This window comes from Micromonospora sp. NPDC048169 (assembly GCF_040652815.1).
In the GTDB taxonomy this organism is placed as follows: Bacteria; Actinomycetota; Actinomycetes; order Mycobacteriales; family Micromonosporaceae; genus Micromonospora.
Window position 1 is genome coordinate 1 of the sequence record NZ_JBEZMS010000026.1, and the last position, 12,413, is coordinate 12,413.

Here is a 12,413-nt window from a genome sequence, read left to right on the forward strand (position 1 = left end):
CGCGCGGCCCGGCGTCGCCGTCCACCACATCCGCCGCCGGGGCGGCCGTCCGCTCCCCGTCGCTCACATCCGCCGGCGCGGCCGTCCGCTCCCCGTCCCTCACGTCCGCCGGCGCGGCCGTCCGCTCCCCGTCCCTCACGTCCGCCGGCGCGGCCGTCCGCTCGCGCCGCGCCGCAGTGGACGCGGCCAGGAACGCCGACACCAGCAGGACGCTCAGGCTCCAGCCGAGCGTCCCGCCGCGCCACACCAGATCCTCGGTGCCCAGCAGGGCGTGGCCGACGGCGTTGCCGGCCAGACCGAGCGCCAGCCCGGCAACCGGTCGCGCTGCCGACGCGGCGACAGCGGCGAGCCAGACCAGGCCGGCGAGCAGTCCGGCGCAGGCCAGCCAGAGTTGGGCCGGGCCGCCCGGTTGCGCGGTGAGCGCCAGCCGGGCCGCCGCCAGCACACCCGCGGCGACGAGTCCGACCGGGCCGGCGCCGACGCGGCGTACGAGCGTGGGCGCGGCGAGGGCCAGCAGGAACCAGCCGAGCGCGAACGCGCCGAGCAGCTCGGCGGGCGTCTCGGCGGCCCGCCCGAACAGGGTGATGACCGACGGCAGCCAGACTCGCAGCACGTCCAGCAGAACCGCGATACCGAGCGCGAGCGTGAGGGTGGAGAGGTGACGGTGCCGCACGGGCGCCTCTTCTCGTGACCGACGGGGGTTTTCGGCACGGCGATTCTGCGGCGCGCGACGGCGGGTGGTCAACGCGTACCCGTGCGAAAGGGCGCCCACCGCGAACGGTGGGCGCCCTTTGCCGGGTCGTCCGGTCAGCGCCGGGTGGCGGCCTTCTTGGCCGGCGCCTTCTTCGCGGGGGCCTTCTTCGCCGCCGTCGTCTTCTTGGCCGTGGCGGACTTCGCCGCGGTCGTCTTCTTGGCGGCGGTGGTCTTCTTCGCCGCGGTGGTCTTCTTCGCCGCGGTGGACTTCGCCGCCGTGGTCTTCTTCGCCGCCGTGGTCTTGGTCGCGGCGGCCTTCTTCGCCGGCGCGGCCTTCTTGGTCGCGGTGGTCTTGGTGGCCTTCGCCGCCGTGGTCTTCTTCGCGGCGCCGGTGGTCTTCGCCGCCGTCGCCTTGGCGGCCCCGGTGGTCTTCTTCGCGGCGGCGGTGTCCTTCGGCACCTTGCCGCTGGCCACCATCTCCTTGAAGCCCGCGCCGGCCCGGAACGTCGGGACGGAGGTCTTCTTGACCTTCACCGCCTCGCCGGTTCGCGGATTGCGCGCTGTTCGGGCTCCCCGGACGCGCTTCTCGAACGCTCCGAAACCGGTGATCGCCACCTTCTCGCCCTTGGTGACCGCCGCCTGGACCTCAGCGAGAACCGCGTCGAGCGCGGCCGTCGCCGTCTTCCGGTCCCCCAGGCGAACGGCGAGCGCCTCGATGAGCTCGGCCTTGTTCACGACTTCCTCCCGATTGTGCAACTGACTCGACGCGAGCCATTCTGCGCGCACGGTATGCCCTGTGCTGCCTGGACACAAACATTCGGTGGAAAAAAGCCCTTGTGTCGCAACGGATTCGCCCCCACCGGATACACCGGTGGGGGCGAGAAGCCGTCTGCGGTCAGGCTACCGACGGCAGGAACGACGGCCGGGACGCCTCGAAGGCACTGATCTCGGCCTGGTGCCGGAGGGTGAGTCCAATGTCATCCAAGCCCTCCATCAACCGCCAGCGGCTGTGGTCGTCCAGCGGGAAGGCCCAGGTGGCGTCCCCGGCGCGGACCTGGCGGGCGGCGAGGTCGACAGTGATCGGAGTGCTCGGCTCCGATTCCACGAGGCCCCACAGTTCCTCGACGGCTTTCAATTCCAGCTCTACCGGAAGGAGTCCTTCCTTGAGCGCGTTGCCCCGGAAGATGTCGCCGAAGCGAGGCGAGATGACGGCCCGGAAGCCCCAGTCCCGCAGCGCCCAGACGGCATGCTCCCGGGAGGATCCGGTGCCGAACTCGGGACCGGCGATCAGAATCGACGCGCCCGAATGAGCCGGATCGTTGAGCACGAATGCCGGGTCCTCCCGCCACGCGCTGAACAGCCCGTCGGCGAAACCGGTCCGGGTCACCCGCTTGAGGTACACCGCCGGGATGATCTGGTCGGTGTCCACGTTGGATCGGCGCAGCGGCACGGCCGTGCCGGTGTGGGTGGTGAACTTGTCCATCTCTCGGCTGCCCTTCTACAGGTCGGCGGGAGCGGCCAGGCGGCCGACCACCGCGGTGGCGGCGGCGACCGGCGGGGACACCAGGTGCGTACGCCCGCCCCGGCCCTGCCGTCCCTCGAAGTTGCGGTTGGAGGTCGAGGCGGAGCGCTGGCCCGGCTTCAGGGTGTCCGGGTTCATGCCCAGGCACATCGAGCATCCGGCGAAGCGCCACTCGGCGCCGGCGTCGGTGAAGACCTTGTCCAGCCCCTCGATCTCGGCCGCCTCCCGGACCGCGGCGGAGCCGGGGACCACGAGCATGCGTACGCCCTCGGCGACCCGCCGCCCGCGCAGCACCTCGGCGGCGGCCCGCAGGTCCTCCAGGCGGCCGTTGGTGCAGGAGCCGACGAACACCACGTCCACCGCGAGGTCGCGCAGCGGCGTGCCCGGGGTGAGGTCCATGTACTCCAGGGCCCGCCGGGCGGCTACCTGCTCCGGCTCCGTGACGAAGTCCTCCGGGCTCGGCACGGCGGCGCCCAGCGGCACGCCCTGCCCGGGGTTGGTGCCCCAGGTGACGAACGGCGTGATCCGGCTCGCGTCCAGCGTGACCTCGGTGTCGAAGGTCGCGCCCTCGTCGGTGGGCAGCGTCCGCCAGTACTCCAGCGCCGCGTCCCAGTCGTCGCCCTGGGGAGCGTTGGGCCGCCCCTTCAGGTACGCGAACGTGGTCTCGTCCGGCGCGATCATGCCGGCCTTGGCGCCCCACTCGATGGACATGTTCGCGATCGTCATCCGCCCCTCCATCGAGAGGTCGCGGATCGCCTCGCCCCGGTACTCGACGATGTGTCCGCGCCCGCCGCCGGTGCCGACCTGCGCGATCAGCGCGAGCACCAGGTCCTTGGCGGTGACGCCGGGCGCCAGCTCGCCGACGACGTTCACGGCCATGGTCTTCGGGCGGGCCTGGGGCAGCGTCTGCGTGGCCAGGACGTGTTCGACCTCACTGGTGCCGATGCCGAACGCCAGCGCCCCGAACGCGCCGTGGGTGGCGGTGTGCGAGTCGCCGCAGACGATCGTCATGCCGGGCTGGGTGAGGCCCAGCTGCGGGCCGATGACGTGCACGATGCCCTGGTTCTCGTCGCCCAGCGGGTGCAGGCGGATGCCGAACTCGGCGCAGTTGCGGCGCAGCGTCTCGATCTGGGTGCGGGAGGTGGGGTCCGCGATCGTGAGCAGGTCGCCGCGCCGGGAGCGGAACGCCGGGTCGTCGTACCCGGTCGGGGTGTTGTGGTCCTCGGTCGCGATCGTCAGGTCGGTACGGCGGACCCCGCGCCCGGCCAGACGCAGCCCGTCGAACGCCTGCGGGCTGGTCACCTCGTGCAGCAGGTGCAGGTCGATGAAGAGCAGGTCCGGCTCGCCGTCGGCGGAGCGGACCACGTGTGCGTCCCAGACCTTCTCGGCCAGGGTCCTCGGTTGAGTGACTCCCACCATCTGGACATCCTAAATTCTGGGAGGTAAATTTCGGCTTGTGGGACACAGTATGAGCGGTGTCGGCGTTCTCGACAAGGCGGTGGTCATCCTGGCCGCCTGCGTCGACGGCGCCAGCCTGGCCGAACTCGTTGAACGCACCAAGCTGCCCCGGGCCACCGCGCACCGGCTGGCACAGGCGCTGGAGATCCACCGGATGCTCGTCCGGGACACCCAGGGGCGCTGGCGCCCGGGTCCACGCCTGGGCGAGTTGGCGAACGCGGCCCCGGACGTGCTGCTGACCGCCGCCGAGCCGCTGCTCGCCGCGCTACGGGACGCCACCGGCGAAAGCGCCCAGCTCTACCTGCGCCGCGCCGACGAGCGGATCTGCGTGGCCGCCGCCGAGCGCGCCAGCGGCCTGCGGGACACCGTCCCGGTCGGCTCGGTGCTGCCGATGACAGCCGGTTCGGCGGCGCAGATCCTGCTGGCCTGGGAGCCCCCGGAGGCGGTCATGCCGCTGCTCCCCCGCTCCAAGTTCACCGGCCGCACGCTGGCCGAGGTGCGGCGGCGTGGCTGGGCCCAGAGCGTCGCCGAGCGGGAGGCGGGTGTGGCGAGCGTCTCAGCGCCGATCCGCGACCGCACCGGCCGGGTGATCGCCGCGATCAGCATCTCCGGCCCGATCGAGCGCCTCGGCCGCCGCCCCGGCGAACGCCACGCCATGGCCGTCGTCCGGGCCGGCCAGCGCCTCTCCGGCCTCTAACCCCGGCTGCCCGGCTGCCCGGCTGCCCGGCTGCGAGATCTTGGTACGAAACGGCCCCTGGAGGGGCTGTTCAGTCCCTGGAGGGGCCGTTTCGTACCAAGATCTTCGCTTGCCCGGAACGGCGACACGCCCACCCCTCCCCCCGCCCCTGATCAAGGAGTTTGCGGCGTATCGGGGCGGCAAGGGTGACCCAAACTCCTTGATCACCGGGGGGAGGGCCGGGGCGGGGCCGGGGCGGGCGGGGGTGGGAATGCGGAACGGCCCGCCTCGCTCGACGCGAGACGGGCCGTTCGATGACGTAGCCCCGACCGGATTCGAACCGGCGCTACCGCCTTGAGAGGGCGGCGTCCTGGGCCGCTAGACGACGGGGCCAGGCACTTTTCGTGCTTCACCGCCCTGCCGGGCGGCGTGGCAGTAGTCTAGCGGCATCCGTCCGGCGTCACGCGGAGGGGGTCACCCCCTTGCGCACGGGGGCCGGACAGCAGAAAGCCCGCCCCGGACAACGGGACGGGCTGTCGGTGCTGTAGCCCCGACCGGATTCGAACCGGCGCTACCGCCTTGAGAGGGCGGCGTCCTGGGCCGCTAGACGACGGGGCCAGAACCTTCATTGCACTCCGCCAGCGGTGAGCTGCCGGAATCCAGCGTCCGAGGGTTCTTGCGAACCCTCGGTTGCGCTGGGGTACCAGGACTCGAACCTAGACTAACTGAACCAGAATCAGTCGGGCTGCCAATTACCCCATACCCCATTGGCCCCTTGCGGCGCCGGGAATGAACTTTACCCTCCCGGTGCCGACAGGCCAAATCCAACCCCTCGAACCCCATCTGACCAGCGGAAACGAGGCATCGGACCGAATCAGGCGACCGGGACGACAGGGTTGCTGAGCTCCCCGATCCCCTGGATCCGCACGGTGACCGTATCCCCCTCGGTGAGCGGGCTAACCCCCGCCGGCGTGCCGGTCAGGACCACGTCGCCGGGCAGCAGCGTCATCACGTGCGAGATGTACGACACCAGCCCCGGTACGTCGAACACCATGTTGTTGGTCCGGCCGATCTGGCGTACCTCCATCTCCTCCGGGTTGCGGCCCACCTCACAGCGGATCTCCAGATCGCTGACGTCGAGCCCGGTGGTGATCCACGGCCCGATCGGGCAGAACGAGTCGAAGCCCTTGGCGCGGGTCCACTGCCCGTCGGAACGCTGGAGGTCCCGCGCGGTGACGTCGTTGGCGCAGGTGTAGCCGAAGATGGCCCGTTCGGCGGCGGCCCGGTCGGCCCGGCGGGCGCCCGGGGCGCCGATCACCACGGCGAGTTCCGCCTCGTGCTCGACCTGCTTGGAGAAGATCGGCAGACGGATGGCGTCGCGTGGGCCGATCACCGAGGTGGACGGCTTGAGGAAGAGCAGCGGCTCCTTCGGCACCTCGCTGCCGTGTTCGGCGGCGTGTTCGGCGTAGTTGCGGCCGACACACACCACCTTGCTGGGCAGGATCGGCGACAGCAGCCTGACGTCGGAGAGCGCCCAGCGGGCGCCGGAGAACTGGATCTGTCCGAACGGGTGGCCCTCGATCTCGGCGATGGTCAGGCCCTGCGGCCCGGCCTCCGGCTCGCCCTCGACGACCCCGAACGACATTCCCTTGGCATGAGCGAAACGAGCGATACGCACCCGGCCAATCTATCCCCGCCCGGCCGCAGCCCGGCGGACACCGGCAGGCGGCGTGCCCGGCCGCCGCGCGGCCCACCCGCACCGGCAGCCGCCGGCCTCCACACGGCGACGTCGCGGCAGGGTACGCGCGATCGCGCCGGACGGGGCGGGAATGGCAGCTTCGTACCCGCCCGGCGGTCCCCGGCCCATAGCTTCGGGTCCGGAGGTTCGTTGGTATGCCTGCATCGAGACGACACCACAGGGCCCTGGCAGTGTTCGTGAACTGCCTCGGCGTCATCGCCGCCGTACCGGCGCTGTCCCCGGCGACGCCCCGCGCGGCCGCCGCCCCCGCCCATCCGGCCCCGCCCGCGGCGGTCATCCCCGGTGCCGCGGCCACCCCGATCCCGACCGGCGTGCCGGCGGTGCCCCCGGCGGTGCCGACCACCGGCCCGGCGCAGGTCCGGCCGACGATGCCCCCGGTAAGCGTGGCGGTGGGCGCGTCGGGTACCCCGGCGCCGGGGTACCGGATCGAGGTCCGCAACGCCGGCACGGCACCCGTCGACACGATGGTCCGGCAGGAGTTGCCGAACGGGTCGCGGGCCACCGCTGTGACCGGCGGTGGCCGGGCCAGCCGGCCCGCCGGGGCGAGCGCCGGTGAGGTGACCTGGCGGCTGCGGCTGCCGGCCAAGAGCACCACCACGGTGCACACCGCGCTGTCGGTTCCCGGCCAGGGCCGGTCGGTGACCGCGCCCACCTGCGTCTACGGCACGGACGGCACCCGCCCGTTCGACTGCGCCACGGCGACCTGGGTGGGGGCCGCGACGGCTCCGGCGGCCCAGATCACCGCCGCCCCGGCCTGGCGGCGGCCGCCCGTGCTGCTCGCCGCGTTCACCGCGCTGCTGGTGGTCACCGCCGGCGTGCTGTGGTGGGCCGTGCGGCGCCGCCGGCGCGCGGCGGCGGGAAGCGCCGCGCCCGGCGTCATGGTCCGCGGCGGGACGACACCTGCCGGGGGTACGCCCGGAGGCGGCGCGACACCCACCGGCGCCCCCGGAGGCGGTGCCCGCCACACCGGCGTCGTGCCCGGCCTCGGCATACCCGGCGAAAGCGGGCCGGGCCAGGCCGGATCGGCCCAAGGCGGACCGGGTCAAGGCATGCCGGGTCAGGGCGGACCGACCCAAGGCGGACCGACCCAAGGCATGCCGGGTCAGGGCATGCCGGGTCAGGGCATGCCGGGTCAGGGCGGACCGGGTCAGGGCGGACCGGGTCAGGGCATGCCGGCCCGAGGCGGTCCGGGTCGAGGGCCGGTCGAGCGGGGCACCGTCTATCCGCGGACGTCCGTACCGTCGCCCGCGAGCCGCCGTCGGAGGCCGCCGGTCTGGCTCGTGGTCGGCGTGGCCGCGGCCGTGCTCGCGGGTGTGGTCGGCGCGGCGGCCTGGTCGGCCACGCAGCGGGTGGCCGCGATGGACACCACCAAGCAGCCGACGAGCGGCGCGTGGGTGGGCACCAGCGTCACCGGCGCGCTGGGCCAGCCACTGCGCGAGAACGCGTTCGAGTTCACCGTCTACCGGCTGAGCTGCGGCGCCGACGTGCTGCCTCCGGCGCCCGGTGGCGGCCGGCCGTGCCTGGCCACGATCGGGGTGCGCAACCTCACGTCCGAGGACCAGACGTGGCACGGGCAGTTGCAGCGCGCGTACCTGCCGAGCGGGAACTGGGTGGCCGCCGACGAGGACGCGACCCGGGTGGCGAACCTGGGCCGGGACGTCTTCACCCAGCCGGTGGCAGCCGGGCGGCGGGTGCTGCTGCCGCTGGTGTTCACCATGCGTGGGGACGAGCCGCCGAAGCGGCTGGAGCTGCGCAGCGGCGTCTTCTCCGCGGGCGTGCGGGTGGACGTGACGTGATCCGGGCACGGGCGGCGGTCGTACCCTGGGGTGTGTGACCGCCGCCCTCGCCCCCGCACTCGACCGGGCCGACTGGCAGGCCCGCCGGCAGGCCCACGAGGCGCGGGTGGACGCCTGGCTGACGCCGCACCTGGCCCGCCGTCGCACCGGGGTGAAGCACCCGGTGGAGGACTTCCTGTTCACCTACTACTCGCACCGCCCGGCGCAGTTGCGCCGCTGGCACCCGGGTGCGGGCGTGGTGCTGCGCGACGCCGAACCGGCCGCCTTCGGCCCGGACTACACAGCGGGCGCCGCCGGGCTCACCCTGGACACCGACCGGGTACGCGCGCGCCGCGCCGAGTCGATCGCCTGGATCCGTACGCTGCTCGCGGCGACCGCCGCACGCCCGGCGCACTTCGGCTGTTTCGGCATGCACGAGTGGGCGATGGTCTACCGGCAGACTCAGGAGCAGGTGCGGCACAACGCCTGGCCGCTCCGGCTGAGCCCGGCGGCGACGGCGGCTGTGGTCTCCGAGCGCGGCGTGCGGTGCAGCCACTTCGACGCGTTCCGCTTCTTCACCGCGCCGGCCCGGCCGCTGAACGTGCTCCAGCCGACCCGGGAGGGTCAGCACGCGCTGGAGCAGCCGGGCTGTCTGCACGCCAACATGGATCTCTACAAGTGGGCCTACAAGCTGTCGCCGCTGGTCCCGTCGGAGCTGGTGGCTGACTGTTTCGCGCTGGCCCGGGAGATCCGGGCGCTGGACATGCGGGCCAGCCCGTACGACTTGGCCGATCTGGGCTACCCGCCGGTGCGGGTGGAGACGCCGGAGGGCCGGGCCGAGTACGCCGCCGCCCAGCGCGAATTCGCCGAGCGGGCCGCCGGGTTGCGGGCCCGGCTGCTGGCCGCGCTGGACCGCGCGACGCCGGCCGACCACCGCTGAGCGCGGGGCCGGCCGGCGCGGCCGGTCAGTTCGCGGCGCAGGTCACCGTCGGCGCCGGGTTCGGGGCGGCACCGTCGGCCAGGAACCCGAACGTGGTCTGGGCGGCCGGGGCCAGGGCGCCGTTCCAGCTCGCGTTCCGGGCGGTCACAGTGGTTCCGGTCTGCGTCACGTCGGCGCTCCACGCCTGGCTGATCCGCTGGCCGCCGGCGAGCGGGAAGCGCACGGTCCAGCCGGCGATCGGCGCGGTGCCGTCGTTGCGCACGGTCACCTCCCCCTGGAATCCGCCCGGCCACTGGCCGGCGAGGCGCCAGGTGGCGGTGCAGCCGCCGGGCGTCGACGTCGGGCCCACGGTGGGCGACGGGCTGAGGCTGAGGCTGACGGTCGGCAACGGCGTGGGGCTCGTTGTCGGGCCGGGCGTGGTGCGGCCGAGCGCGGCGACCAGCGCGGGGTACCACCTGTCGGACATCTTCTGGTCCCCGGCCGCGTTGGGGTGCACTCCGTCGTAGGTGTCGGTGGCGGTGCTGAACCCGGTCCACTGGTCGACGACCACGATCGGTGAGGCGGCTGTGGTCTTCCCGGCCGCCCAGCCGTCGATCAGCGCGTTGAGCGCCACGGTCCGCTGGCCGCACTCGGGGCAGCTCGCCGGGTTCATCGGGATAATCTTCGCGACCAGCACTGTCGTGGCCGGGTTGGCGGCGCGCATCTGGTCCACCAGTTTCGAGTACGCGGCCAGGATCGTGGCGGGCGCGATGTTGCTCCACACGTCGTTGGTGCCGAAGTGCATCAGCACGACGTCCGGGCGGGTGGCGGCCAGCCAGCCGGGCAGCAGGTTCTGGTTCGCCACGTTCGTCGCGAGGTAGCCGCCGTGGCCCTCGTTGTCGCCGTCGTAGGGCACGCCGCAGCCCTGCGGCCCGAGTGTGCCGACGAAGTCGACGTCGGTGTGGCCGGTGGACTGGAGGCGGTTCCAGAGCAGCGCCCGCCAGCAGCCGGGCGACCCGGTGATGGAGTCGCCGAGCGGCATGACGCGGATCGGGGTGGCGGCCGCGGCGGCCGGGGGCGGGGTGGCGGTGAGGGCGAGGCCGAGGGCGAGGACCGGTAGCAGCGCGGCGAGCGCGGTCAGCGCGGCGCGCAGGGGGTTTCGGGACATGCGGAAGGGACTCCTGTCACTGTGACGTGGTGGTCGGTGACGGCCCTGAAGCTCCCATACGCATTGAAGCGCTTCGACGCCTTCGGCTCAACCCTCCGGGTTGCCCCGGTGCTCGTTCCACTCCGGGGCGAGAATCGACATGACCGTGGCGTCCACCCAGTCGTCGCCGTCGCGCAGCACCTGCCGCAGCGTCCCCTCGGCGACGAAACCCACCTTCTCGTAGGCACGCCGGGCGCGCGGGTTGAACGCGAACACCTCCAGGCCGATGCGGTGCAGGCCGAGCTGTTCGAAGCCGTACCCGACGACGAGCCGGACCGCCTCGGTGCCGAGGCCGCGGTCGCGGCCGCCGGGCCCGATCAGCGTGCGGAAGTTGCAGCTGGCGTTGGCCCGGTCCCACTCGTTGAGCACCACCTCTCCGACGCAGGTGCCGCTCACCCGGTCCACCACCGCGAGGTCGAGCCGGTCGCCCTGGCTGTTGCGGGTGCCGTACCAGGCGCGCAGCCGGGACGGCTCGAACGTCTCGCCGGCCGGGCTGCCGGTCAGCCGGGCCACCTCCGGGTCGGCCAGGATCTCGGCGAGCGCCGGCAGGTCGTCGTCGTGGAACGGGCGCAGCACCACGCGCTCGCCGGTGAGCGTGGGCTTGACGGAGAAGTCGATCACGGAGCGGAATTCTCCGGGCGGCGTGCGCGACGGCTCAACCGGATTTCGGTCAGTCGCCGTCCACCCGGCGGTCGCGTTTGCGCTGGGACTGACGTTTCTTCTCGGCCAGGCGGCGTTCCTTGGCGCCGCGCGACGGGCGGGTCGGCCGGCGCGCCTTCGGCGGCGGGGCGACCGCGTCGCGCAGCAGCGCGGCCATCCGCTCGCGGGCCGCCTCCCGGTTGGCCAGTTGCGCGCGGTGTTCGCTGGCTGTCACCGTCAGCACACCGCCGACCAGGCGGCCGGCCAGCCGGGCCAGCGCCCGTTCCCGCAGCGCCTCCGGCACGCTCGGCGAGCCGCCCAGGTCGAAGCTCAGCTCCACCCGCGAGTCGGTGGTGTTGACTCCCTGCCCGCCGGGCCCGGATGACCGGGAGAACCGTTCCCGCAGTTCGGCTGCGGGCAGCACGAGCCGGTCGGTCACCCGCAGTCCGTCGTCCACGCCCCGAGGCTAGCGCCCGGCGCGGTGACTCGGGGTGGGGGTGGCGCTCGGCGTGGGACCGGCCCGCTCCTCGCCGCCGCCGGCCGCCGCGTACGCGGCCGCGCCGAAGAGCAGCAGGGCGATCACGGCGAGCTTGACTGCCACGCCCCGGATCGCCAGCCAGGCGTTGCGCCGGGCGGTGGGGACGGTGGTCCGGGCCGTCCGGTAGTCCGTCCAGCCACGCTTCGCACGCGCGTAGGACGCGCCGACTCCGGCGCCGATGATCAGGCCCACCAGGAGGAGGGCCGCGATGACAGCTTGCTCCACCTCCGCCAGTATCCATACTCAGCGTAATATTTCTATGCTCGGATGATTTCGCGCCGGATATCCGACACTTCGTACCGATCTTGCACTGCTTGTGCAGGTCAGCGCCCTGCGCGGGGCGGCGGGCCGCCCGCGCGGGCGGCTCAGCCACCCCGGCCGATGATGGTGTCGGCGGTCTGCTGGACCTGGTCGATCGGGATGGCGAAACCGATGCCGATCGAGCCGCTGCCGTCGATGGTCGCGATCGCCGTGTTCACGCCGACCACCTCACCGCGCGCGTTCACCAGCGGCCCACCGGAGTTGCCCGGGTTGATCGAGGCGTCGGTCTGCACCGCCGTGTGCCGGCCGTTGCCGATCCGCACCTGCCGGTCCAGGGCACTGACGATGCCCGCGGTGACGGTCCCGGCCAGCCCGAGCGGCGACCCGACCGCCAGCACCGGCTCCCCGACCCTCGTCGAGTTCGCCTTCGCGAGCGGCAACGGCGGCAGCCCGGCCGACGCGGGCACCTTCAGCACCGCGAGGTCGCTGCCCGGCTCCCGGCCCACCACCTCGGCCGGGAAGCGCCGCCCGTCCGAGGTCTCCACAGTCACCGCGCCGGCGCCGCCCCGGGCCAGGATGTGGTCGTTGGTGACGATGTGCTGCTCGTTGTCGATGGCGAACCCGGAGCCGGACGCGGACGCGCCGGAGCGGCCCCCCACCATCACCGAGACCACCCCGGGCACCGTCTTGCCGGCGGCGGTGACCAGTTCGGCCGGCACCGGCGCGGCGGACGCCGCCGCCGGTCCCGGCGCGCCCCGGTCGGCCGCCCAGGTGCCGGCCGCCGCGCCGGAGACGGTGGAGAGCGCCACCACCGCCGCCACGCTCAGCAACCGGTGCCGGAGGCTCCGCCGCCCGGCCTCCGGCCCGCCCCCGGGTACGTCCCGGTAGCCGCGCCCGTCCGGGTCCAGCTCCGGCGAGACGAACCACGGGCCGCGTGGCTCGCCGAGTCCGGTCTGCACTGCCATG

General features: G+C 73.5%; 12 protein-coding genes, 3 tRNA genes and 1 pseudogene. 3 read left to right on the top strand and 13 right to left on the bottom strand.

Features of this window, described 5'->3' with window-relative positions; genetic code table 11:
- The 4 genes and pseudogenes from AB0D28_RS21115 to leuC all read right to left on the bottom strand — a co-directional run.
- Positions 1–673: pseudogene (locus tag AB0D28_RS21115) on the bottom strand (endonuclease); the annotation flags it as partial.
- Between the two features lie 134 nt (positions 674–807).
- A complete protein-coding gene (locus tag AB0D28_RS21120; RefSeq protein ID WP_357388141.1) occupies positions 808–1,428 on the bottom strand; it encodes an HU family DNA-binding protein in 621 nt (206 codons plus the stop codon).
- A 160-nt stretch (positions 1,429–1,588) separates the two neighbouring features.
- Complete coding sequence (gene leuD / locus AB0D28_RS21125; protein WP_357388143.1) at positions 1,589–2,176, bottom strand: 3-isopropylmalate dehydratase small subunit; 588 nt, start codon at positions 2,174–2,176, stop codon at positions 1,589–1,591.
- 15 nt (positions 2,177–2,191) lie between these two features.
- Positions 2,192–3,634 (bottom strand): 3-isopropylmalate dehydratase large subunit, encoded by a 1,443-nt coding sequence (leuC, locus tag AB0D28_RS21130; RefSeq protein ID WP_357388145.1) that lies wholly within the window; start codon positions 3,632–3,634, stop codon positions 2,192–2,194.
- A 49-nt stretch (positions 3,635–3,683) separates the two neighbouring features.
- Between leuC and AB0D28_RS21135 the strand changes: the two genes are divergently transcribed.
- Positions 3,684–4,370 carry an IclR family transcriptional regulator gene (locus AB0D28_RS21135; RefSeq protein ID WP_013284529.1) on the top strand — a complete coding sequence of 229 codons (687 nt, stop codon included), beginning with the start codon at positions 3,684–3,686 and terminating at the stop codon, positions 4,368–4,370.
- Positions 4,371–4,669: 299 nt separating this feature from the next.
- Here AB0D28_RS21135 and AB0D28_RS21140 read toward each other — a convergent pair.
- From AB0D28_RS21140 to AB0D28_RS21155, 4 genes are all read right to left on the bottom strand, one after another.
- Positions 4,670–4,742: transfer RNA gene (locus AB0D28_RS21140), tRNA-Glu, on the bottom strand.
- Positions 4,743–4,894: 152 nt separating this feature from the next.
- Positions 4,895–4,967 (bottom strand) — tRNA-Glu (locus AB0D28_RS21145).
- A gap of 77 nt (positions 4,968–5,044) precedes the next feature.
- A tRNA-Gln gene (locus AB0D28_RS21150) sits at positions 5,045–5,116 on the bottom strand.
- A gap of 107 nt (positions 5,117–5,223) precedes the next feature.
- Positions 5,224–6,027 (bottom strand): fumarylacetoacetate hydrolase family protein, encoded by an 804-nt coding sequence (locus AB0D28_RS21155; RefSeq protein WP_357388147.1) that lies wholly within the window; start codon positions 6,025–6,027, stop codon positions 5,224–5,226.
- A gap of 215 nt (positions 6,028–6,242) precedes the next feature.
- Between AB0D28_RS21155 and AB0D28_RS21160 the strand changes: the two genes are divergently transcribed.
- Both AB0D28_RS21160 and AB0D28_RS21165 read left to right on the top strand, forming a co-directional pair.
- Positions 6,243–7,904 carry a hypothetical protein gene (locus tag AB0D28_RS21160; RefSeq protein WP_357388149.1) on the top strand — a complete coding sequence of 554 codons (1,662 nt, stop codon included), beginning with the start codon at positions 6,243–6,245 and terminating at the stop codon, positions 7,902–7,904.
- Positions 7,905–7,938: 34 nt separating this feature from the next.
- Positions 7,939–8,823 (top strand): 3-methyladenine DNA glycosylase, encoded by an 885-nt coding sequence (locus tag AB0D28_RS21165; protein WP_357388152.1) that lies wholly within the window; start codon positions 7,939–7,941, stop codon positions 8,821–8,823.
- Positions 8,824–8,848: 25 nt separating this feature from the next.
- Here the strand turns inward: AB0D28_RS21165 and AB0D28_RS21170 are convergent, their stop codons facing one another.
- The 5 genes from AB0D28_RS21170 to AB0D28_RS21190 all read right to left on the bottom strand — a co-directional run bounded on the left by AB0D28_RS21170 (position 8,849) and on the right by AB0D28_RS21190 (position 12,412).
- On the bottom strand, positions 8,849–9,970 hold the full coding sequence (locus AB0D28_RS21170; protein ID WP_357388154.1) for a cellulose binding domain-containing protein: 1,122 nt from the start codon (positions 9,968–9,970) through the stop codon (positions 8,849–8,851).
- A gap of 87 nt (positions 9,971–10,057) precedes the next feature.
- Entirely contained in the window at positions 10,058–10,630 is a 573-nt protein-coding gene (locus tag AB0D28_RS21175) for a GNAT family protein (protein ID WP_357388156.1), read from the bottom strand.
- Between the two features lie 49 nt (positions 10,631–10,679).
- On the bottom strand, positions 10,680–11,105 hold the full coding sequence (arfB, locus tag AB0D28_RS21180) for an alternative ribosome rescue aminoacyl-tRNA hydrolase ArfB (RefSeq protein ID WP_357388158.1): 426 nt from the start codon (positions 11,103–11,105) through the stop codon (positions 10,680–10,682).
- Between the two features lie 9 nt (positions 11,106–11,114).
- Entirely contained in the window at positions 11,115–11,411 is a 297-nt protein-coding gene (locus tag AB0D28_RS21185) for a hypothetical protein (protein ID WP_357388160.1), read from the bottom strand.
- A gap of 140 nt (positions 11,412–11,551) precedes the next feature.
- A complete protein-coding gene (locus AB0D28_RS21190; RefSeq protein ID WP_357388162.1) occupies positions 11,552–12,412 on the bottom strand; it encodes a trypsin-like peptidase domain-containing protein in 861 nt (286 codons plus the stop codon).
- Position 12,413: the final 1 nt, after the last annotated feature.